Genomic DNA, 21,505 nt, shown 5'->3' with positions numbered 1-21,505 from the left:
AAGGACTGTGCCGCCTAGCTTGCTAGCCGGGGCGGAAGAGTTTCCGCCCCGCCTTTACGGGACGGACGATGAAGTCAGGCGAGTGGCCTCGGGGCTGCTCGCCCGCACCTTGCCGCGGCCGGAATGGACGCACGAAGCCCATCTATGCGCCGTTTCGGTGCTGGTCATCGAACACGACCTGCCGCTAGAAACCGCTCTGCCCGGCATCATCTCCGCCTACAATGTCTCCGTCGGAGGCGTGAACGACAGCACCCAAGGCTATCACGAAACCCTCACCCAATATTGGATCGCGTCCGCGCGCGCCTTCCATTCCGGCGGCGAAGGCCCCATCTGTGCGCGGGTGAACGCCTTCATCGCCTCCCCAGCCGGTCGTCGCGACGCCCCCCTGCGCCATTTCAGCCACGAGCTGCTGTTTTCCGTTGAAGCACGCCTCGGCCGGGTAGAACCTGACCTGATGCGATTCGAGTGGAGCCAATGAGCCGGCAGGGCCGCAGCCACGATTGGGGCTTCCCGCGCTGGCGTGACTATGACGGTGCCGGCCGGGCACCGCAGGCGCAGCGGCTGTGCGATCGGCACGGTTGCACCAAACCCGGCAACTGCCCCGCCCCCAAGGCGCCGAACCGCCCGGAGCGCTGGTATTTCTGCGAAGCGCACGCAGCCGAGTACAACAAGGGCTGGAATTACTTCGAGCAGCTGACCGACGAGGAAGCCGCCGCCCAGGAAGAGCAGGAAACCCGCGGCCAGCGCAGCTATGAACGCGCCCGCCACTGGGCCTGGGGCGAAGGCGACGGCAGCCGCACCCGCGCCGAACTCGACGCGCTCCGCCTGTTCGACCTGCCGCCAGACACCGACGAAGCCGCCATCAAGGCGGCCCACCGGCGCATGGCCAAGGAAAACCACCCAGATCTGAACCCCGGAAACACCGAAGCCGCCCAGCGCTTCCAGGCAATCCAGGCGGCTTACGAAATCCTGAAGTCCGCCGCCGAACAGCGCGCCCAGCAGCAGAAGGTCTAGGGGCGCGACTCAGACCAAATCCACCCTTCCCCTTTTCGATATTGTTGGGCATGAGGCCGGGCATGTCGGAATTTGATATACTCATAGAGGGTTACCGTCGCTTCCGCCTCGGCGCCTACCGCGAACAGCGCGAGCGTTACGATCATCTGGCGCAGGGCCAGTCGCCGAAGGTGATGGTCATCGCCTGCTCGGACAGCCGTGTTGACCCCACGCGCGTGTTTGACGCCGCGCCCGGGCAGATGTTCGTCCTGCGCAACATCGCCAATCTGGTGCCGCCGCTCTCGGCAATCCACGGCCAGTCCAGCGTCGCCGCTGCGCTGGAATATGCCGTCACCATCCTTGAGGTCGATCATCTCGTCGTTTTCGGCCACGGTCGCTGCGGCGGCATCGCCGCCTCACTCTCGGGCGCGTTCGACAATGCCGTCTCCGGTGCCGGCCAGCACATCCACGAATGGATGGAATTCATTGCCCCGGCCCGCGATTCGGTGAAGGCCGCCTCCGCCCTCTCCCCGGACATCGATGCGCAGCGGGCGCTGGAGCAGGCCGCCGTCCGCCTCAGCCTTGAGAACCTCGCCAGCTATCCCTTCGTCGCGCAGGCGGTGAAGAAGCGCGGGCTCGAAATGCACGGTGTCATCTTCGACATCGCCGAAGGTGCGCTGCGCGTCCTCGATGGCACGAGCGGCCAGTTCCAGTCGGTCCCGGTGGAACTCTAGCGCCGCAGCTCCAGCTGCATGAAGACGACATCGATCCAACGCCCGAACTTGCAGCCAACTTCGGTCATCACACCCGCGTCGCGAAACCCGAACGCCCGGTGCAGCCCGATCGAGCCGGCATTGCCGCTGTCGCCGATTACCGCGATCAGCTGCTGAAAGCCCGAGGCTCGCGCTTCCGGCAGCAGCGCCTGCATCAGCAGCCGGCCAACCCCCTGCCCCGCCAGCTCGCTGCGCACATAGACGCTGTTCTCCGCCGTATGCCGATAGGCCGCCCGGTCCCGGAACTGCGTGCAATAGGCATAGCCGATCATCTCCCCGTCGCGCTCCGCCACCAGCCATGGCCAGCCCCTTTCCAGGCAGCGGCCAATTCGCGCTTCCATTTCGCCTACGTCCGGCGCCTCCGTCTCGAAGGTCGCAGTCCCATGCTCTACATGCGGCCGATAGATTTCGGCGCAGGCGGCCGCGTCCGCCCGAGACGCGGCGCGAACGGAATCAGATGTGAAGGACCCGCCCATAGGCATCCAGCACCGCCTCGTGCATCGTCTCCGAAATGGTCGGATGCGCGAAGATCGTCGCCATCAGCTCGGCTTCCGTTGCCTCGCACTGCCGCGCGATCACATAGCCCTGGATCAGTTCGGTCACTTCCGCGCCGGCCATATGCGCACCCAGCAACGCCCCGGTCTTCGCATCGAACACCGTCTTCACGATGCCCTCGGTCTCGCCCAGCGCAATCGCCTTGCCGTTGCCGATGAAGGGGAAGCGTCCCACCTTCACGTCATACCCGGCTTCCTTCGCCTTCGCCTCGGTCAGCCCGACGCTTGCCACCTGCGGCCGCGAATAGGTGCAGCCGGGAATGTTGGACTTGTCCATCGGATGCGCGTGCGAATCGCCGGCGATCTTCTCCACCGCGACCACGCCTTCATGGCTCGCCTTGTGCGCCAGCCAGGGGGCGCCCGCCACGTCGCCGATCGCCCAAAGGCCCGGCACATTGGTCTGACCCCATTCGTTGGTCACGATATGGCCGCGGTCCAGCGCCACGCCCAGCGCTTCCAGCCCCAGATTCTCGGTGTTCGGCACAATGCCGATGGCCACGATCACATGGCTGAACGTCTGCGTCTCGCCGCTGATGGTCGCGGTCACGCCGTCCTTCGTCACCTCAATCTTGTCGACCGAGGATTTGGTGCGAATGGTCATCCCCTGCTTTTTCAACGATTTCTCGACAAAGGCGGAAATTTCCGAATCTTCCACCGGCAGGATGCGGTCCAGCATCTCGATGATGGTAACCTTCGCCCCCATATCCTTGTAGAAGCTCGCAAACTCGACGCCAATCGCGCCGGAGCCAATCACCAGCAGGTCGGTCGGCATCGCCGGCGGCACCAGCGCATGGCGATAGGTCCACACCCGCTCGCCATCGGCCTTCAGATGCGGCAGCTCCCGCGCCCGCGCGCCGGTTGCCACGATCACATTCTTCGCCTCCAGCGTCCGCTCACCCACCTGCACGGAAGTCGCGGACTTCAGCACGGCAACGCCTTCGACGACCGTCACCTTGTTCTTCTTCATCAGGCCCTTCACGCCTGAATTCAGCTGGTTCGCAACCTTCCGGCTGCGCTCCGTCACCGCCGCCAGATCGAAGCTGATCTTTTCGGCCGCCAGACCATAGGCCGAGGCATGGTCCATATAATGCTTGATCTCGGACGAGCGCAGCAGCGCTTTCGTCGGGATACACCCCCAGTTGAGGCAGATCCCGCCCAACCGCTCGCGCTCGACAATGGCAACTTTCAGCCCCAGCTGCGAAGCCCGGATGGCCGCCACATACCCACCAGGTCCGGAGCCGATGATGACGAGGTCAAACTGTTCCACGCTCATGCCAGCATCCCCAGCGGATTTTCGACCAGCTTCTTGAAAGCCCCCATCAACTCGGCGCCTACCGCCCCATCGATGGCGCGATGGTCGAAACTGCCCGTCGCCGACATCACCGTCGCAATCGCCAGCGCGTCATCGACAACATAGGGCCGCTTCTCGCCCGCCCCCACCGCCAGGATCATGCCCTCGGGCGGGTTGATCACCGCGTCGAACTGCTTGATGCCGTACATGCCCAGGTTGGAGATGCTGGCCGTGCCGCCGGTATATTCGCTCGGCTGCAGCTTGCCGGCCTTCGCCCGTGCGGCCAGATCCTTCATCTCCGTCGCAATCACCGACAATCGCTTGTTCCCGGCGTCGCGGATCACCGGCGTGATAAGCCCACCGGGGATCGCCACCGCCACCGAGACATCGGCGCGGCTGAACTTCTTCAGCGTATCGCCGGCAAAACTCGCATTGGCGTCCGGAATCGCATGCAGCGCCAGCCCCAATGCCTTCACCAGCAGGTCGTTCACCGACAGCTTCACGCCCTGCACTTCCAGCGCCTTGTTCAGCTCGCCGCGCAGCTTCAGCAGCGCATCCAGCCGCACATCGACGGTCAGATAGAAATGCGGAACCGTCTGCTTCGATTCGGTCAGCCTGCGCGCAATCGTCTTGCGCATCTGCGACAGCTTCACCGCTTCGAACGGTGCACCGCCATCCACGGGCGCCGCAGCAACAGCAGCCTTTTCGGCCACCGGAGCAGCAGGCGCCGCTGCCACCGAAGGCAGCACGGAAACCACCGGAGCCTTGCCCGCTGCCGCTTCCACATCCGCCTTCACGATCCGCCCATTGGGCCCGCTGCCCTTCAGCGCCGACAGATCCACACCACTCAGCTCGGCAATGCGCTTGGCCAGCGGGGAGGCGGCTATGCGTCCCTCCTTCACCGGCACGGCGGCAGGTGCCGCCTCCGCCTTGGGCGCCGGCGTTGCCGCAGGCGCAGGAGCAGGCGCAGAGGCCGGAGCAGGTGCAACGGCAGGAGCGGGTTCGGCCTTGGCCGCCTGTGCAGGCGCTTCCGCCTTCACCGCCGGTGCAGGCGCAGACGCAGGCTCGGACGCCGGTGCCGGAGAAGCATCCTCCCCCTCCGCCGCCAAGGTCGCGATCACCGCGTTCACCTTAACTTCCTCGCTTCCCTCGGCCACCAGCAGCGCCGTCACCACGCCCTCGTCCACGGCTTCCACTTCCATGGTCGCCTTGTCGGTCTCGATCTCGGCAATGATGTCGCCCGGCTTGACCTTGTCGCCCACCTTGATGAGCCACTTCGCCAGCGTCCCCGTTTCCATCGTCGGGGAAAGCGCCGGCATGGTGATATTGATGGCCATGAAACGCCCCCTCAGATGATAGATTTGACAGCGGCGACGACGTCAGCCGCCTTCACCAGCGCCAGCTTTTCCAGATTGTTCGCATAGGGCAGCGGGACATCCTTGTTGGTCACCCGCAGCACCGGTGCGTCCAGATCGTCAAAGCCCTTGGTCATGGCAATGGCGATGATTTCGCTGGAGATGCTGCACACCGGCCAGCCTTCCTCCACCACCACCATGCGGTTGGTCTTCTTCAGCGACGCCAGCACCGCCGCCTCGTCCAGCGGACGCAGCGAGCGCAGATCCAGCACTTCGCACTCGATCCCTTCGGCCGCCAGCTGGTTCGCCGCATCCAGCGCCACCCCGACGCCGATGGAGTAGGAAACCAGCGTCACATGGGCGCCCTCGCGATAGAGGCGCGCCTTGCCGATCGGCACCACATGCTCGCCCTCGGGCACCTCAAAGCTATGCCCGTACAGCAGCTCATTCTCCAGGAACACTACCGGGTCCGGAGAGCGGATCGCGCTCTTCAGCAGGCCCTTGGCGTCGGCTGCATCATAGGGCGACAACACGATCAGCCCCGGCACGCTGGCATACCAGGGCCCGTAGTTCTGGCTATGCTGCGCCGCCACCCGGCTCGCTGCGCCATTCGGCCCGCGGAAGACGATCGGGCAGCGCATCTGCCCGCCCGACATATAGTTGGTCTTGGCAGCCGAATTGATGATGTGGTCGATCGCCTGCATCGCGAAGTTGAAGGTCATGAACTCGACGATCGGCTTCAATCCGCCCATCGCCGCCCCCACGCCAAGCCCGGCGAAACCATATTCGGTGATCGGCGTATCCACCACGCGCTTGTCGCCAAACTCGTCCAGCAGACCCTGCGTCACCTTGTAGGCGCCCTGATACTGGGCAACTTCCTCGCCCATCACGAAGACGCTGGCGTCGGCGCGCATTTCCTCGGCCATCGCATCGCGCAGCGCCTCGCGCACCGTCTGCTTGCGGGTATTGCCCTCAAAGGCCGCAACCGTCGCCGGTGTCAGTTCCACCGGCTTCGCAGCTGGCGCGGCTTCCTGCGGGGCGGGGGCGGGTGCGGGAGCCGCCGCCGCAACAGGCTCCGGAGCTGCCGTAGCAGCGGCAGCCGGCTGGGCGCTCTCCCCCTCCAGAGCGATCACGGCAATCACCGTTCCCACCTTCACCGCGTCGGTGCCGGCGGCCACATCCAGCGACACAACCGTGCCGCCTTCGTCCGATTCCAGCTCCATCGTCGCCTTGTCGGTTTCGATCTCGGCGATCACCTGCCCGGGTTTCACCACATCGCCCGGCTTCACCAGCCAGGTCGCAAGCGTCCCCTCTTCCATCGTGGGGGACATTGCCGGCAACTTCACTTGCATCAGTAGCTCCCCACCAGAACGTCCGTATAAAGCTCGGAAACTTCCGGCTCGGGCGCCTGCTCCGCAAAGTCGGCCGCTTCGGCCACCTGCTTCTTCACATCCTGTTCGATGGTCTTGAACCAGGCCTCGTCGGCAAAGCCCAGTTCCAGCATCTCCCGTTTCGCCATGTCGATCGGATCGCGGCTGTCGCGCATCGCCTGCACTTCGTCACGCGTGCGATATTTCGCCGGATCGCTCATCGAATGGCCGCGATAGCGATAGGTCTTCATCTCCAGCAGGATCGGCCCATGCCCGCCGCGCGTCCATTCCACCGCCACATTGGCGGCGCCACGCACGGCACATACGTCCATGCCGTCCACCTGCATCCCCTCAATGCGGAAGCTCTCGCCCCGGCGATACAGCTGGTCCTCGGCAGAGGCGCGGTTCACCGACGTCCCCATCGCATACTGGTTGTTCTCGATCACGAAGATCACCGGCAGCTTCCACAGCTCTGCCATGTTGAAGGCTTCATAGACCTGCCCCTGGTTCGCCGCGCCGTCGCCGAAATAGGCGATGGCGACACCGCCATCCCCCTTATACTTGTGCGCAAAGCCCAGCCCTGCGCCGATCGGCACCTGTGCAGCCACGATGCCATGCCCGCCAAAAAAGCCCTGCTCGACCGAGAACATGTGCATCGAACCGCCCTTGCCACGGCTGATGCCGGCGGCCCGGCCGGTGAGTTCGGCCATGATTTCCTTGGGGTCGATATGGCACGCCAGCATATGGCCGTGATCGCGGTAACCGGTTACCACGCTGTCTTGACCGGGAACGATCGCCGATTGCAGCCCCGTCACCACCGCTTCCTGACCGATATACAGGTGGCAGAAACCACCGATCAGCCCCATCCCGTACAGCTGCCCCGCCTTTTCCTCGAAGCGGCGAATCAGCAGCATCATCCGGTAGAACTCGCGATATTCATCCTGCGTCGGCACATGCCGTTTCGCGAGAGGCAGCTTGTCCAGCCTCCCTTTCGAAGCTGCCGTATGCGCAAGCTCGGCACTGGTGCCACGCGCCGCCCTCGTCGCCGGGGCTTCAGCCGCCTTCGTCGCCTTTGCCAACTCTAATCCCCTCGAGATTCCTTCCGCGCCTGGCCCTCCGGACGCCTTAGCCTGTTCTAGCCGCGAGCTTTCAACTTTCAACAGGCAGGCGCGAAATCTGGCCTGAAACGGCAAAATTCAGCAAATATCGGATATTTTTCGCGAATTCATGCTACCAAATCGGAAAATCGGCGGTTCGCACCCAGCCCGATTCCTTTTGACATCAGCGCCTGGAAGCCCGGAATTATCCGCGCGGCGCAGCCTGCGGACGTGGCGGCACAGCATCGCGTTCAAACGGCACGATCACTTCATCCGGCCGGATCACGCCCAGGTGCCGACGCACCAGCTCGTCGGCGAAATCCGGATCGGCGCCCCGTGGATCCAGCAGCGCGATATCCCGGCTCAGCGCCGCCTTCTTTTGCATGAGCATCGCCTGACGCTGCGCCAGTTCGGCCTTTTCCTGCCGGATATCATCCAGCGCCAGATATCCGGACGGCCCAAAGAGCGCATGCATGCCGAAATAGAGAATGATCAGCAGGCACGCCGCCGGAAGCGCGGCGCGCTTCATCAGGTCAAGGATCGGTGCAGACTGCATAATCCACAGAATCACGCGTCGCCGGCGTCGTCAAGGCCCGTTGCGGCCTATCCGGCCGCCCCTCACCAAATATTGTGTCCAATCCGCATCAGTCCGGCAAGGCACCACAGCATATCGCCTTGCGGCGAAGTTCACACAACGTCTGAACGTTGCAAACGGGATAACACCAGTGTTGCATTAATGTCGCAACACATGCCGATTCAAACGTCAATGAATGTAAACATGCTATTTCATATCTTTAACGGCCGTTCATCAGGCGCTAACCAAACGTTGCGAGCGGATAAAAATAATGGGTCGCTCGTATGAGAACGGAGAAAAACCGCCATGTTCAGCCAGAGTTTCAAGGCAGGCGCCGCACTCGCTCTCCTCTTGGCCAATGTTCAAATGGCGGCTGCACAAGTCCAGGCACAAGATCTGGCGCGCACCGCTACGGCCCAAACACAGACCGCTTCCGTCAAGGCGGCATCCTTCCTGGTCGCAGAAGGCAAACAAGAAACCATGAACGACAGCCAAATGTCGTCGCTGCCGGACTCCGGCAATCTGGCAATGTTGGTCGCAGGTATCTGCATGATCGGCTTTGCCGCGCGCAGGCGTCCCGCCTGAGCAACCTTCCAACCCGAGACTTGGAATAAGACACTGGGGCCCGGTTCGTTCAAACCGGGCCCCCGTTCTTTTCAGGCCATTGGCGCCTCAGGCGCGGATCACGCTCCGCCCCGCATAAATCGCCGAAGCCCCAAGCTCCGCCTCGATCCGAAGCAGCTGATTATATTTCGCAAGCCGGTCCGAGCGGCTGAGCGACCCCGTCTTGATCTGTCCGCAATTGGTCGCAACCGCCAGGTCGGCAATGGTCGCATCCTCGGTCTCGCCCGAACGATGGCTCATCACCGCCGTATAGCCGGCCCGATGCGCCGTGTTCACCGCCTCCAGCGTTTCCGACAGCGTGCCGATCTGGTTCACCTTCACCAGGATGGAATTCGCCACCCCCCTGGCGATGCCCTCGCGCAGCCGCGCCGCATTGGTGACAAACAGGTCGTCGCCCACCAGCTGCGTTTTCGCCCCCACCGCATCGGTCAGCGCCTTCCAGCCGGCCCAGTCATCCTCGCCCATGCCATCCTCGATCGAAATGATCGGATACTTGGCAACAAGGTTCGCAAGGAAGGCTGACATCTCGTCTGATGAGAGAAGTTTTCCTTCTCCTTCCATATGATAGGCACCGTTCTTGAAGAATTCGGTAGAGGCGCAGTCCAGCCCCAGCATCACCTCGTCACCGGGCTTGTAGCCGGCCTTCTCGATCGCCTTCAGGATTACATCCAGCGCTTCCACCGCACTGGACAGGTTCGGCGCAAAGCCGCCCTCGTCACCCACCGCCGTCGAAAGCCCGCGGTCATGCAGTTCTTTCTTCAACGTATGGAAGATCTCCGCCCCCCACCGCAGCCCTTCAGAAAAGCTCTCGGCGCCCACCGGCAGGATCATGAATTCCTGAAAGTCGATCGGATTGTCGGCATGTGCGCCGCCATTGATGATATTCATCATCGGCACCGGCAAAACCCGCGCCGCCGTCCCGCCAACATAGCGATACAGCGGCAGACCTCGCGCCTCGGCTGCAGCCTTGGCCACGGCCAGACTCACGCCCAGAATCGCATTCGCCCCCAACCGCGCCTTGTTCGGCGTGCCGTCCAGCGCGATCATCTGCGCGTCGATGTCTTCCTGCTCCTCGGCATCCAACCCGATCAGCACATCGGAAAGCTCGCCATGCACGGCGGCAACCGCATCGCGCACGCCCTTCCCCAGATAGCGCCCCTTGTCGCCGTCCCGCTTCTCGACCGCCTCATGCGCGCCGGTCGAAGCCCCCGAGGGCACAGCCGCCCGGCCCAGGCTGCCATCTTCCAGGATGCAGTCCACCTCCACCGTCGGGTTGCCCCGGCTGTCCAGAATTTCACGGGCGATCAGGTCGACGATGGCAGTCATGCTGGCTCCTCTGTTTCCGAGTCACCGCAGGGCTTTAATCCCTCATCCCCAGAGCGCAACCTCGGGCGGCTCCACATCGCTGCCATGAAAGCGCATTCCGTCCGGCCGGTCCTTCGCCAGCAGCAGCGGCCCGTCCAGATCCGTGAACGCGCCGCGCGATGCGGCGACAAACGCCGGCGCCACCCCCAGCGAGGTGGAAAGCATGCAGCCCGTCATCTGCCCCAGCCCGCGCATCTGCGCCGCATGCGCCAGCGCCAGCGCCTCCGTCAGCCCGCCGCACTTGTCCAGCTTCACATTCACAAACCGGTATCGCCCCACCACATCGCCCAGCTCGGCCCGGCTCTGCAGGCTTTCGTCCGCCGCCAGCGGGATCGGCGATTTCACATGCACCAGCTCCGAATCCGCCCCGGCCGGCAAGGGCTGCTCGATCAGCTCCAGGCGAAAGGCGGCAAGCGCATGGCACATCCGCTCCACGTCCATCCCCGCCCAGCTTTCGTTTGCATCGGCAATCAACCGCGCGTCCGGAGCAGCGGCGCGCACAGCCGCCACCCGCTCCATGTCCCCCTCGCCGCCCAGCTTCAACTTCAGCAGCTCCCGCCCGGATGCCGCCCGCGCCTGCGCCTCCATGTTCGCCGGATCGCCCAGGCTGATGGTAAAGGCCGTCAGCAGCGATTTCGGCGCCGGCAGACCGGCCAGTTCCCACACCCGCCTGCCAGCCAGCTTTGCCTCCAGGTCCCACAGCGCCGAATCGAGTGCGTTGCGCGCCGCGCCCGGCGACATCAGGTCCAGCAGCTCCGCCCTGCCAACCCCACCTGCCACGGCATCGGCCGCCGCCTGCAGCGCGGCAGTCGCCTTTTCGGTATCGTCTGCGCGATAATAGATGGGCGTCCCTTCGCCCCTGCCCGTCTGCGACCCGTCGCGCACTTCAGCCACAACGACGTCCACATGATGCTTCGTCCCCCGCGCAATCACGAAGGGCTTCGCCGTTTCCCAGCGCTCCACGCGCACATTCAATTCCCGCATCCGCGATGCCTAGCGCCCCGCCGCGCACGCCGCTAGGGAATAGAAATGGGTCTTACAGACTGGGCCAAGCGCACCTCTCACCGCCTGCGCCGCGACGCGCACATGCTCTGGATCGCAGCCCGCGATCCGCGCACGCCGCTGCTGGCAAAGCTGATCGGCGGCTTCGTCGCCGCCTATGCGCTCTCGCCCATAGACCTCATTCCCGATTTCGTGCCGCTGCTCGGCTTGCTGGACGAACTGATCATCGTGCCGCTCGGTCTGCTGGCGGCCGTGGCGCTGATCCCCGATCCGCTGCTGGACGAATTTCGCGCCAAGGCCGACAATGCGGTCGAACGCCCGATCAGCCGCGCAGGTGCCGCGATGATCATCCTGCTGTGGACGATGATCGCCGTTTTCGTCGCGCTGCAGCTTTGGGCGCTGAGATACTGGTAGGAGCAGCCGATGTCTGATGATGCCCCGGAGGAACAGATCGAGCTGGACCCGGTAGTCGTGGTCGCCCGCATCACCACGCTGGAGATGCTGGTGCGGCAGATGATGGTGGTACAGCTCAGGCTGCTGGCGGAACGCGGCCATATCGAGCTGACGCCCGGCTATGTGCAGAGCCTGGCCGACGCCTATGCAGAGAAAGTCGACGAATCGACCATCATCGAGAGCAATTCCGCCGACGTGAACTATGCGTTCAAGCTGAACGTTCTGCACCAGCTGGAGCGCTTCTTCGACGAGATCGGCGCACATCTGCAGGCCAATCCCTAAAGATTGGCCCCTAGATATCCGGGGAAACCGCTGCTACAGCCCGCGTCCGCATCCGCGTTGGGATGCCCGCGTATCGAGGCCCGATGGCGGAGTGGTTACGTAGCGGACTGCAAATCCGTGCACGCCGGTTCGATTCCGGCTCGGGCCTCCAGAACCTCTCCCAGGAGGGTGTCAAGACGTGTCTTAAACGTCTGTTTTTACGCAGCTTTACTGCTACCAGGGAACGCAGCCAAGCCCCGTCCGGAAGCGTCCGCAAGCACCCTACGCTAGAGAATGCGGCGGTAGGAGAAGGCAGAATCTGTAAACTCCAGCTGGGATAGCGAGGTTGAATACCGGCATACCAGTCGAGAGACCCGATCGGCTGGCAAGGCGCGCGCCAGCGACAGCCCCTTCTCAGGCCATGGTCGCTATCGTGCGCCGAAACCGTCCTAGTGCGACAATGAAGAAGATGGTGCCGATCCCACTGATCGCGAGGAACTGCGGCCAGACAACCTCGAAGCCCGCACCGCGATAAAGGATGGCCTGCGCCATCTTCACGAAATGTGTGGTGGGTGCCGCCAGCATGACGATCTGAACGAACTCTGGCATGCTCTCGCGCGGGGTCATGCCACCAGACAGCATTTGCAGAGGTAGCAACACCAGCATCAGGAGCAGGCCGAACTGCGGCATGGAACGGGCGATCGTACCCATGAAGATGCCCATTGAGGTGGCGGCGAAAAGGTGCAGGACAGCGCCGGCAAGAAACAGCGGAATCGAGCCTTCAATAGGCACACCGAGCGCGCCCCGGACCACCGCCACGAGCGCGAAGGCACAGGCCGTGAGAACGACCAGACCCATCGCCCAGATCTTGCTGGCCATTATCTCGAATGGGGTTACGGGCATTACCAGCAAGTGCTCGATTGTGCCGTGCTCGCGTTCGCGAATAAGCGCGGCGCCGGTCAATACGATGGACAGCATCGTCACGTTATTGATGATTTCCATCACCGCGCCAAACCAGCTTTGCGTGAGGGATGGATTGAAGCGCGCGCGCAGCACGAGATCGGCCGGAAGGGTCTGGCTGGCCCGGGTTCCCTTCATGAACTCCGCAACCTCGCCTTGGACGATCTGCTGAATGTAGCCGCCGCCGGCGAAGGCTTGGCTCATCCGGGTCGCATCGACATTGAGTTGCACCGATGGCTGGCGACCTGCCAGTACATCCCGCTGAAAGTCGGGCGGCAGATCGAGCGTGAAGGTATAGCGGCCAGCGTCCATCCCCCTGTCGGCATCCTTGAGGTCGACAAGATCAGGCTGGGCGAAGTGGGGCGGATAGAAAGCGCCGACGATCCGGCCGGATAGCGGGGACTGATCCTCGTCGACGATCGCGATGGGCGCGCGGTGCAGCGTGTCGGGCATCGCCGTGGCCGCGACATAGATCCCCAGCGTGAATGCATAGAGGATCAGGACGAGCATCATCGGATCGCGCCACAGGCTGCGCAGTTCCTTGATCCCCAGCCGATAGATGTTGGAAAGATGGGACACGGATCAGCCCTCCTGCTTCTTGAGCAGCAAGGCGCAAAGGCCCAGGATCACCACGAAGGCGATCGCAAGATTCATCAGTTCCCCGCTGAGTTCGGCAAAGCCCAGGCCCTTGGAAAAGACGCCCCGGCAGATCGTGATGAACGGCGTTGCCGGAAAGATCGGCCCGATGATCTGCCCCGCTCCCTCCAGCGAAGAGACCGGGTTGATCAGGCCGGAAAACTGAACGGACGGCAGGATGGTGCCGATGGCTGTGGCGAACAGGGCCGCGATCTGGCTGCGCATGAAGATCGAGAACAACAGCCCGATGGCTGTGGCCGACAAGGCATAGAGCAGCGCGCCCAGCGTCATGGCCAGGACATTGCCTGTGATGGGCACCTGAAAAATCACGAGCGCCACCAGCACCAGCAGGACATAATTCGACATGGCCAGCACCACATAGGGGATCTGCTTGCCCAGCAGGAATTCCACTCGCGTGATCGGGGTCACGTAGAAATTGATGATCGATCCCAGTTCCTTTTCCCGCACGACGCTGAGCGCGGTCAGCATGGCCGGAAACAGCAGCAGCAGGATCGGCATCACCGCGGGTGCGATCGCAACCAGGCTCTTGACGTCGGGATTGTAGCGATAGCGCAACTCGATCTTGACCAGCCCCGCCGCTGGCCGGCTTCCCAGTTCCTGCGCCGCCATGTCCGACAGCCATTGCCCGTGCAAGGCCTGCACATAACCCTGAACAGTCTCGGCGCGCTGGGGCATGGCGCCGTCAATCCAGACCCCGATCTCAACGGGTACGCCGCGCCTGAGGTCGCGCGCGAAATTGGGCGGTATCTCGATGGCGACGCTCAGCTCTCCCGACCGCATGCGCCGATCGAGCTGCCCATAGTCGGTGATCGGCGGACGCTCGGTAAAATATCGCGATCCCGCGAGGTTAAGGGCGTAATTCTGGCTGGTCATGGTGCCGTCCCGGTCCAGCACCGCGAACGGCAGATTTTCGACATCCATACTGATGCCATAGCCCATGATCAGCATCAGGATCACGCTGCCCAGCAGCGCGAGCGTGGCGCGAATGGGGTCACGCCGCAGTTCGAGCGTCTCGCGCAAGGCATAGCTTGTCATCCGGCGGCGGCTGAACCCGCGACCATTGTCCGCCACCGCTGCCCCGGCGGGATCGGCCGCAACCGACGGGGCTGCCGGAACGTCTTCAGCATGTTCCGGCCCGCGGCTGGCGTCTTCCAGATAGGCGATGAACGCCTGCTCAAGGCTGGCGCTGCCGCGCTGCTCGGTAATGGCCTGCGGCGTATCGCTCACCAGAACCTTGCCGGCGTGCATCAGGGAGATGCGGTCGCACCGTTCCGCCTCGTTCATGAAGTGCGTGGAGATGAAGATGGTGACCTTGTCGTTTCGCGACAGGTCGATCATCATCTGCCAGAACTGGTCGCGCGCGATCGGATCGACGCCGGAGGTCGGCTCGTCGAGGATGAGCAGCTCGGGCTTGTGAATCATCGCCACGGCCAGGCTCAGCCGCTGCCGCTGTCCCAGTGGCAGGGATTCGGGAAGCGCGGCCATGATCTCGCCAAGGCCGAAACGCGTTGCGATCTCTTCGACCCGACCGGCGATCTGATCCTGCGGAACATGAAAGAGTTGCGCGTGCAGTTCGAGATTCTGGCGGACGGTCAGCTCGGAATAGAGCGAAAATGCCTGGGACATGTAGCCCACGCGTCGCCGGGTCGCCATGTCGTCATTTTCAACCTCGCGGCCAAACAGCCATGCCTGTCCTTCGCTGGCTTTCAGCAGGCCGGTCAGCATCTTCATCGTCGTCGACTTGCCGCAGCCGTTCGATCCCAGAAAACCGAAGATCTCGCCCTGTTCGATACGGAAGTCGACATGGTCCACGGCGGTAAAGTCGCCAAAGCGCATGGTCAGGCCTTTGGCCTCTATGGCGACCGCCGCCTCGCCCTGCACGCGGGGCGGGATCGTCACCGGCGCGTGGCCACGCCGTTTTTCTTCCGGCAGCAGGGCTATGAAGGCCTGTTCCAGCGTCGACTTGCCGCTCTGTTCATAGATTTCCGCCGGAGTGCCGGTCGCCAGCACCTTGCCCGCATCCATGGCGATCAGCCAGTCGAAGCGCTCAGCCTCCTCCATATAGGCGGTGGCCACCAATACGCTCATCTGCGGACGGTTGACACGGATGCGATCGATCAGATCCCAGAACTGCGCGCGGGAAAGCGGATCGACACCGGTGGTCGGTTCGTCCAGCAGCAGCAAATCGGGATCGTGGATCAAGGCGCAGCACAGACCCAGCTTCTGCTTCATCCCGCCCGAAAGCTTCCCCGCCGGTCGCTTGCGAAACGGTGCAAGGCCTGTGCTCTGCGTCAATTCGGCGATGCGCCGTTCCCGTTCGGCTGCGTCCTGACCGAACAGCCGCGCGAAGAATTCCAGGTTTTCATCGACCGACAGCGTCGGATAGAGGTTCCTGCCAAGACCCTGGGGCATATAGGCGATGCGCGGGCAAACGGCTTCGCGATGCGTCCGGTCGCCCATGTCGCCGCCGAGCACTTCCACCCTGCCCTCCTGAATCGCCCGCGCGCCAGCCAGCAGCGAAAAGAGGCTCGATTTCCCTACGCCGTCCGGGCCGATCATCGCGACCATCCGTCCAGCCGGAATGCTGAGATGAACACCGTCAAGCGCCTGCACCTTGCCATGGCGCAGGCTGACGCCCGACACCTTTGCCACCAGGGGCGCCATATCGGCCTTGCTCATCGTCCGCTCAACGCGGCAGATTTACGGCGAGATTGGCAGGCCACTCAGCGCTTGGCGCGACCTTCACATAGGCCACGCCGGGCAGGCCGGTCTTGACCTGGGTGATGTAGCGTTCCAGCAGCTTGCGATCGATCTGCGCCTTGACGCGGAACATCAGCTTCTGCCGTTCGCTCTCGGTTTCCACCGTCTTGGGGGTGAACTGGGCCACATCGGCCACGAAGCTGACCTTCGCCGGGATGACGCGATCCGGCGCCGCATCCAGCACGATGCGCACGTCGCTGCCAAGCGCAACGCGCCCCGCGACCGTTTCGGGCAGGAAGAACGTCATGTAAACGTCGCCCAGATTGACAAGGTTCAACACACGGCCACCGCCGCCAACCACTTCGCCGGGCTGCGCGACACGATATTGGACACGTCCGGCGGTGGGCGCCTTGAGATCGCTGTCGCGAATGTCGGCCTCGATCCGCTCGATCGTGGCCCGCGCGGCATCGACCTGCGAACGGGCGCCGATGACCTGATTGCGCGCCGTCGTGATCGCCGCACCGACCGCGGCCAGTTGCGCGCGCGCCGCCTCCACGGCCGCCGCAGCGCCGTCGACCTGGGCTTCGTTGTCGTCCCTTTCCTGGACGGCGGTGGCGCCTTCTCTTGCAAGCGTGGTCGAGCGGGCCAGACGCTTGCGTGCCGCACCCAGTTCGGCCTCTCGCTGGCGAACCCCGGCGAGGGCCGCCGCGCGATTGCTCTGCTGCTGCGCAACCTGGCTTTCCGCGATCTGCACGCCATTCTGCGCCTGGGCGAGTTGCGCCAACGCCTCCATTTTCTGCGCGTTCAGTACGTCGGAATCCATGTGGGCCACGACCTGCCCCGCTTTCACGAAAGCACCTTCGTCCACTAGAATGTCACGGATACGCCCAGGCGCCTTTGCTGACACGTCGATCTCGACCGCTTCGATCCGGCCATTGCCGCTAACGATGCCATCGGGCAAATCATCGGACCGGGTCATGTGCCAAAGGGACAGCCCCCCCGCGACGGCCGCGACCGCAATCACACCCCGGATAGCCCACGTTTTCTGGGATGACTGCATCACTTCTTTCCTTCGGGTTGCAGAGGGGAGTTTGGTCCCGGCAGGTCGGGCAAAAAGCCGCCGCCAAGCGCCGCGTACAGCGCCACGCCGCTGGCAAGGTGAGCGCGTCGCAGCCGCACGAGCGTCTGCTCGGTTTCGAACAGGTCGCGCTGCGCGTCGAGCACTTCCAGATAAGCCGAGCGGCCATTGTCGAAGCGCAACTGGGCCAGACGGGCCCGCTCGCGCAGGGCGTCATATACGGTGCGCGTGATTTCGATCTGTCGCACCAGCTGGCGCCGCCGGACCAGTGCATCGGACACGTCGCGAAAGGCGGTCTGGACCGTCTTTTCATACGTCGCGACAGCCTCTACCCGCCGTGCCTTGGCCAGATCGAGATTCGCGGCGAGCCGTCCCGCGTTGAACAGCGGCAGCGCGATCGTGGGAGTGAAATTCCATGACCGGCTATCCGCGCCGAACAGGCTGTCCAGATCGGCGCTGGTCGAACCAAACGCGCCGGTCAGCTGGATGCGGGGGAGAAATGCCGCACGGGCCGCACCTATGTCGGCATGGACTGCGCGCAGCTGATATTCGGCCGCCATGACATCGGGCCGATAGACCAGCAGTTCGGACGGTATCCCGGCGGGAATGGCAACGTTGAGACCAGGTTCTGACGCACCAAGCGGCCCCGGCGCGATATCGACCGGCCGCCCCACCAGCAGGGTCAGCGCATTGCGGTTCACATCACGGTCCTGCACCAGTTGTTCAACGACGTTCTCGGCCTGCCCCAGCAGTGTCTGGGCCTGGGTCATTTCCAGCTTCGACCCGGAGCCGACCTCATAGCGGCGGCGCATGATCCGAAGCGATTCCTGCCGGGTAGAGACTGTCTGCTGCGCCAGCGCCAGCCGCTCCTCATACTCGCGCTCCAGCAGATATCCGGTGGCAACTTGCGCTACCAGATCGGTTGCGATGCCGCGCCGCGCCTCTTCGGTTGCGAGATACTGGTCGCGCGCCGACGCCCGCATATTACGCAGGCGTCCCCAGAGGTCGATCTCCCATCCCGCGCTCAGCTGCGCCGTTACCTGCTTGATTTCGGGGCGAAGCGGCCCCGCGCCGGGCAGGTTGAAGAACGACCGTCCCCGCGTCCCGGTGCCCACCGCGTCTATCTCCGGGTAGAGGGCGGCGCCTTCGATCCGCCACCCCGCACGGGCCTGGGCGACGCGGGCGGCGGCGATCTGGATGTCGCGATTGTTTGCAAGCGCATCCGCGATCAGAGCGCGAAGCTGCTCGTCCTGAAAAAAGTCATGCCATCCGAGCCGCGCCACAGAGGTGCCGACGATTGGCACGCCGGGACCGGGATAGGCATCGGGTGTCGGTAGCGCGGGCCGCACATAAGTCGGCGCGAGCGAACACCCTGTCAGCAGCAGTGGCGCGAGCAAGCCTGCGACCAAGGCCATGCGAGCCACCATGACCCGCCCGGCAGGCAACCCGGGCCCATCGCAGCCAGCCGCTTTATCATCCGTCATTGAAAGTCCCGTTCGGTGAAGAGCCGTGGCATCGCCACGACCTTATTTCCTCTCCAGATGCCTTATAACTATACTCATGAGTGTATTTTGATCGATCGCAACGCGCAATACTCGCGCCCGCGTTTTTGTCGGGCGCGCTGCGTGAAAATATCGTAAGTCGACCGAATGCGAGGAACGATCAACGAACCGGGGGCTCGTCGCATTCCTCCTCGGGATCCGAAGGGTGGGCGACCGAAACAGGAACTGGCTGCGCAACTGGGTGCGCATATCCTCGACATAGCGCTCGAAAGATTCGTCGCAGACGGGTTCGAGGGCACCAGCATGGACAGGATCGCAGCGGCGGCCAACGTTTCCAAGCGCACGCTTTATGCGCGCTTCGGATCGAAACGGGCGCTCGTGGTCGCATCGATCGAGCAGTATACAAGCCGCGAGCTGGGTTCGATCGAGGCCGCGATCCCGAACGGATCTCTGCGCAGGAAGATTGGTCATATTGCGCGCGCGATGCTCGACATTTCCTTGCAGCAGGATGTCGTCGGGGTTGAGACGCTCATCTATTGGCTCACCGAACACAAGCCCGGCCTTATCGAGGCCGAGCCGACGATCGGGGCGAAAGCGGTGATCGAACTGATCCAGTCGGTTCTGCAAGACGCGCCCGAATGGCGCATGTCGGGGCAATGGGATACCGCAGAAGTGGCGCGCTTTCTGTTTGACGCGCTGATCACCATTCCCCGCCATCGCATCCTGCGACGCAATGACATGAAAAACACAAAGGCGACCAAGTCGGAATATATCGACAAGACGCTGGACGTGCTGGCGTCGGGGCTACCGATCCTGCGCTAGCCCCGGGGCCGATCAGTATAGCGGTTCATCCTCCACGGCGCGTTGCGCTCGCCTGCCGCCTGGGCCGGTGCCTCGCCCGCGAAACGCACCGAAGATCACGAGACTTTTTTGACAAGCGCCTTGCGCCGAATCTACCCTATGCAGTACCGTTAAGGTAGTGAAGCTGACGCGATGCCGGTCTATCGTGCCAATCCGAAGCCGGCTCGCCGGGGTGCGCGCCTGCCAGGCACATGCCGGCCAGGAGGATTGGTCTGAAAGCGAAAGCGCCTCGGGCATCCCGCCCGCTGGCGACCGGAAACGCGCTGATCAACGGAGCGAATATCTCATGGCTGTATCTCCCGGACCCGATCCACTCGATGGCATTGCCGGCACGCTGGATCGTTTCGCGTCCGCCGCGATCGCGCAGTCGACCTTTGGCCTCTCCCCCGGCACCCTGTGGCAGGCGGTCGGCGACTGGTGGTGCCATCTGGCCACCTCGCCGGGCAAGCAATTGCATCTCGCAGCCAAGGCGGGGCGCAAATATGCTCGCCTTACGGATTATGTCGTACGCAGCGCCACCGATCCCGCTGCTGCGCCGGCCATCGAGCCGCTACCGCAGGACCATCGCTTCACCGATCCCGCCTGGGCGCGTCCGCCGTTCAACATCCTGGCCCAGTCGTTCCTGCTCAGCCAGCAATGGCTATATGCGGCGACGACCGGCATCGGCGGGGTGAGCCGGCATCACGAACAGATGGTCGAGTTTGCCGCGCGGCAGATACTGGACGTCTTTGCGCCCACCAACTTCCTCGCCACCAACCCTGTCCTGCAACAGCGGATCATCGAAACGGGCGGCAAATGCCTGATCGATGGCATGCGGCATCTGATGGATGACATGCAGCATCTGGTCCGCGGGCTTCCCCCGGTCGGCGCTGATGCCTTTATTCCCGGCGACAATGTCGCGACGGCCCCGGGCAAGGTGGTCTATCGCAACGAACTGATGGAACTTATCCAGTACGCTCCGACGACCGAAACGGTGCGGCCCGAGCCGGTGCTGATCGTTCCGGCCTGGATCATGAAATATTATATTCTGGACCTGTCGCCCGACAATTCGATGGTGCGCTGGCTGACCAGTCAGGGATTCACGGTCTTCATGATCTCCTGGCACAATCCGGGAACCAAGGATCGCGATCTCGACATGGAGGCCTATCTGCGCATGGGGCCGATGGCCGCGCTCGATGCCGTGACCGCGATTACCGGGGCAACCGGGGTCCATGCCGCTGGCTACTGCCTTGGCGGCACACTGCTTTCGATCATGGCGGCGGCGCTGGCGCGTGATGGCGATGATCGACTGGCCTCTGTCACGCTGTTCGCGGCCCAGACCGAATTCAGCGAACCCGGCGAGCTGGGCCTGTTCATCGACGAAGGGCAACTCCACATGCTGGAAAACATGATGTGGAGCCGCGGCTATCTGGATAGCAGCCAGATGGGGGGAGCCTTTCAGATCCTGCGCTCCAACGATCTGGTGTGGTCTCGAATCCTGACCGAATATCTGATGGGCGAGCGCCCGCCGATGAATGACCTGATGGCCTGGAATGCGGACGGCACGCGCATGCCTTATGCAATGCATAGCCAGTATCTTCGCGAGTTGTTCCTCGACGATGCTCTGGCCGAAGGCAGGTACAAGGTCGGCGGCAGGGCCATATCCCTGAGCGCCATTCGCAAGCCGATGTTCGTTGTCGGCACGGAGCGCGACCATGTCGCGCCATGGCATTCGGTTCACAAGATTCATCAGATGACCGGCGCCGAGATCACCTTCGTTCTGACCAGCGGCGGCCACAATGCCGGCATCGTTTCCGAACCGGGGCACAAGGGCAGATATTTTCGCGTCCGGACCCGCCCCCTCGACGGCATTCCATGCACGCCGGAGGAATGGGAGGACGGCGCGGAGGTCAAGCAGGGGTCCTGGTGGATCGAATGGGGGGAATGGCTGGGGCAGCGGTCCGGCGACCCCGTCGCACCGCTGCCGCTCGGTTCGGCTGAAAAGGGCTATGCGCCGCTGGGGGATGCCCCCGGCCACTATGTGCTGGAGCATTGA

At 63.6% G+C, this 21,505-nt stretch carries 20 protein-coding genes and 1 tRNA gene; 9 read left to right on the top strand and 12 right to left on the bottom strand.

Translation table 11 applies throughout. The features are described 5' to 3' along the window. Positions 1-82: 82 nt before the first annotated feature. From IM784_RS02245 to IM784_RS02235, 3 genes are all read left to right on the top strand, one after another. A complete protein-coding gene (locus IM784_RS02245; protein ID WP_328799416.1) occupies positions 83-478 on the top strand; it encodes a hypothetical protein in 396 nt (131 codons plus the stop codon). Beyond that, on the top strand, positions 475-1,014 hold the full coding sequence (locus IM784_RS02240) for a J domain-containing protein (RefSeq protein ID WP_199553646.1): 540 nt from the start codon (positions 475-477) through the stop codon (positions 1,012-1,014). The genes IM784_RS02245 and IM784_RS02240 overlap by 4 nt, the downstream gene beginning before the upstream one ends. 62 nt (positions 1,015-1,076) lie before the next feature. Beyond that, the gene (locus IM784_RS02235) at positions 1,077-1,727 is read left to right on the top strand and encodes a carbonic anhydrase (protein WP_199553645.1); all 651 of its coding nucleotides are present in this window, start codon (positions 1,077-1,079) and stop codon (positions 1,725-1,727) included. Here the strand turns inward: IM784_RS02235 and IM784_RS02230 are convergent. The 6 genes from IM784_RS02230 to IM784_RS02205 all read right to left on the bottom strand — a co-directional run bounded on the left by IM784_RS02230 (position 1,724) and on the right by IM784_RS02205 (position 7,989). After that, positions 1,724-2,242, bottom strand: a complete 519-nt coding sequence (locus tag IM784_RS02230; RefSeq protein ID WP_199553644.1) for a GNAT family N-acetyltransferase — start codon at positions 2,240-2,242, stop codon at positions 1,724-1,726. The genes IM784_RS02235 and IM784_RS02230 overlap by 4 nt on opposite strands. Continuing rightward, complete coding sequence (gene lpdA, locus IM784_RS02225; protein WP_199553643.1) at positions 2,220-3,593, bottom strand: dihydrolipoyl dehydrogenase; 1,374 nt, start codon at positions 3,591-3,593, stop codon at positions 2,220-2,222. Before lpdA ends, IM784_RS02230 begins: the two co-directional genes overlap by 23 nt. Beyond that, positions 3,590-4,948 carry a pyruvate dehydrogenase complex dihydrolipoamide acetyltransferase gene (locus tag IM784_RS02220; protein WP_199553642.1) on the bottom strand — a complete coding sequence of 453 codons (1,359 nt, stop codon included), beginning with the start codon at positions 4,946-4,948 and terminating at the stop codon, positions 3,590-3,592. Before IM784_RS02220 ends, lpdA begins: the two co-directional genes overlap by 4 nt. 11 nt (positions 4,949-4,959) lie before the next feature. After that, positions 4,960-6,318, bottom strand: coding sequence for a pyruvate dehydrogenase complex E1 component subunit beta (locus tag IM784_RS02215; RefSeq protein WP_199553641.1), 1,359 nt, complete (start codon positions 6,316-6,318; stop codon positions 4,960-4,962). Then, entirely contained in the window at positions 6,318-7,319 is a 1,002-nt protein-coding gene (pdhA, locus tag IM784_RS02210; protein WP_408015273.1) for a pyruvate dehydrogenase (acetyl-transferring) E1 component subunit alpha, read from the bottom strand. Before pdhA ends, IM784_RS02215 begins: the two co-directional genes overlap by 1 nt. Positions 7,320-7,638: 319 nt before the next feature. After that, positions 7,639-7,989: an FtsB family cell division protein gene (locus IM784_RS02205; RefSeq protein WP_199553639.1), complete on the bottom strand. Its 351-nt coding sequence runs from the start codon at positions 7,987-7,989 to the stop codon at positions 7,639-7,641. A 324-nt stretch (positions 7,990-8,313) separates the two neighbouring features. On the opposite strand from IM784_RS02205, the gene IM784_RS02200 reads away from it, so the two are divergent. Further along, on the top strand, positions 8,314-8,592 hold the full coding sequence (locus IM784_RS02200; RefSeq protein ID WP_199553638.1) for a hypothetical protein: 279 nt from the start codon (positions 8,314-8,316) through the stop codon (positions 8,590-8,592). 87 nt (positions 8,593-8,679) lie between these two features. Here IM784_RS02200 and eno read toward each other — a convergent pair whose 3' ends face one another. Together eno and dgcA are read right to left on the bottom strand one after the other, a co-directional pair. Then, a complete protein-coding gene (gene eno / locus IM784_RS02195; RefSeq protein ID WP_199553637.1) occupies positions 8,680-9,957 on the bottom strand; it encodes a phosphopyruvate hydratase in 1,278 nt (425 codons plus the stop codon). A gap of 42 nt (positions 9,958-9,999) precedes the next feature. Next, positions 10,000-10,980, bottom strand: a complete 981-nt coding sequence (gene dgcA, locus IM784_RS02190) for an N-acetyl-D-Glu racemase DgcA (protein ID WP_199553636.1) — start codon at positions 10,978-10,980, stop codon at positions 10,000-10,002. Between the two features lie 45 nt (positions 10,981-11,025). On the opposite strand from dgcA, the gene IM784_RS02185 reads away from it, so the two are divergent. The 3 genes from IM784_RS02185 to IM784_RS02175 all read left to right on the top strand — a co-directional run bounded on the left by IM784_RS02185 (position 11,026) and on the right by IM784_RS02175 (position 11,884). Beyond that, positions 11,026-11,412 (top strand): YkvA family protein, encoded by a 387-nt coding sequence (locus tag IM784_RS02185; protein WP_199553635.1) that lies wholly within the window; start codon positions 11,026-11,028, stop codon positions 11,410-11,412. A gap of 9 nt (positions 11,413-11,421) precedes the next feature. Beyond that, on the top strand, positions 11,422-11,733 hold the full coding sequence (locus tag IM784_RS02180) for a hypothetical protein (RefSeq protein WP_199553634.1): 312 nt from the start codon (positions 11,422-11,424) through the stop codon (positions 11,731-11,733). Between the two features lie 77 nt (positions 11,734-11,810). Then, positions 11,811-11,884 (top strand) — tRNA-Cys (locus IM784_RS02175). Positions 11,885-12,126: 242 nt separating this feature from the next. Here the strand turns inward: IM784_RS02175 and IM784_RS02170 are convergent. Genes IM784_RS02170 through IM784_RS02155 form a run of 4 tightly spaced genes read right to left on the bottom strand, consistent with a single transcriptional unit; the run spans position 12,127 to position 18,591 of the window. Continuing rightward, entirely contained in the window at positions 12,127-13,251 is a 1,125-nt protein-coding gene (locus IM784_RS02170; RefSeq protein WP_199553633.1) for an ABC transporter permease, read from the bottom strand. Between the two features lie 3 nt (positions 13,252-13,254). Continuing rightward, positions 13,255-16,008: a ribosome-associated ATPase/putative transporter RbbA gene (gene rbbA, locus IM784_RS02165; protein ID WP_199553632.1), complete on the bottom strand. Its 2,754-nt coding sequence runs from the start codon at positions 16,006-16,008 to the stop codon at positions 13,255-13,257. 7 nt (positions 16,009-16,015) lie between these two features. Beyond that, positions 16,016-17,089, bottom strand: coding sequence for an HlyD family secretion protein (locus tag IM784_RS02160; RefSeq protein WP_199553631.1), 1,074 nt, complete (start codon positions 17,087-17,089; stop codon positions 16,016-16,018). Continuing rightward, positions 17,089-18,591, bottom strand: coding sequence for an efflux transporter outer membrane subunit (locus IM784_RS02155; protein WP_235976481.1), 1,503 nt, complete (start codon positions 18,589-18,591; stop codon positions 17,089-17,091). Before IM784_RS02155 ends, IM784_RS02160 begins: the two co-directional genes overlap by 1 nt. A 165-nt stretch (positions 18,592-18,756) precedes the next feature. Between IM784_RS02155 and IM784_RS02150 the strand changes: the two genes are divergently transcribed. After that, complete coding sequence (locus IM784_RS02150) at positions 18,757-19,431, top strand: TetR/AcrR family transcriptional regulator (RefSeq protein ID WP_199553630.1); 675 nt, start codon at positions 18,757-18,759, stop codon at positions 19,429-19,431. A 325-nt stretch (positions 19,432-19,756) separates the two neighbouring features. After that, complete coding sequence (locus tag IM784_RS02145; RefSeq protein ID WP_199553629.1) at positions 19,757-21,505, top strand: PHA/PHB synthase family protein; 1,749 nt, start codon at positions 19,757-19,759, stop codon at positions 21,503-21,505.

The organism is Sandaracinobacteroides hominis, assembly GCF_016464365.1.
In the GTDB taxonomy this organism is placed as follows: domain Bacteria; phylum Pseudomonadota; class Alphaproteobacteria; order Sphingomonadales; family Sphingomonadaceae; genus Sandaracinobacteroides; species Sandaracinobacteroides hominis.
The sequence above is the reverse complement of the archived record's forward strand: the minus strand, read 5'-3'. Positions and strand labels throughout refer to the sequence as shown.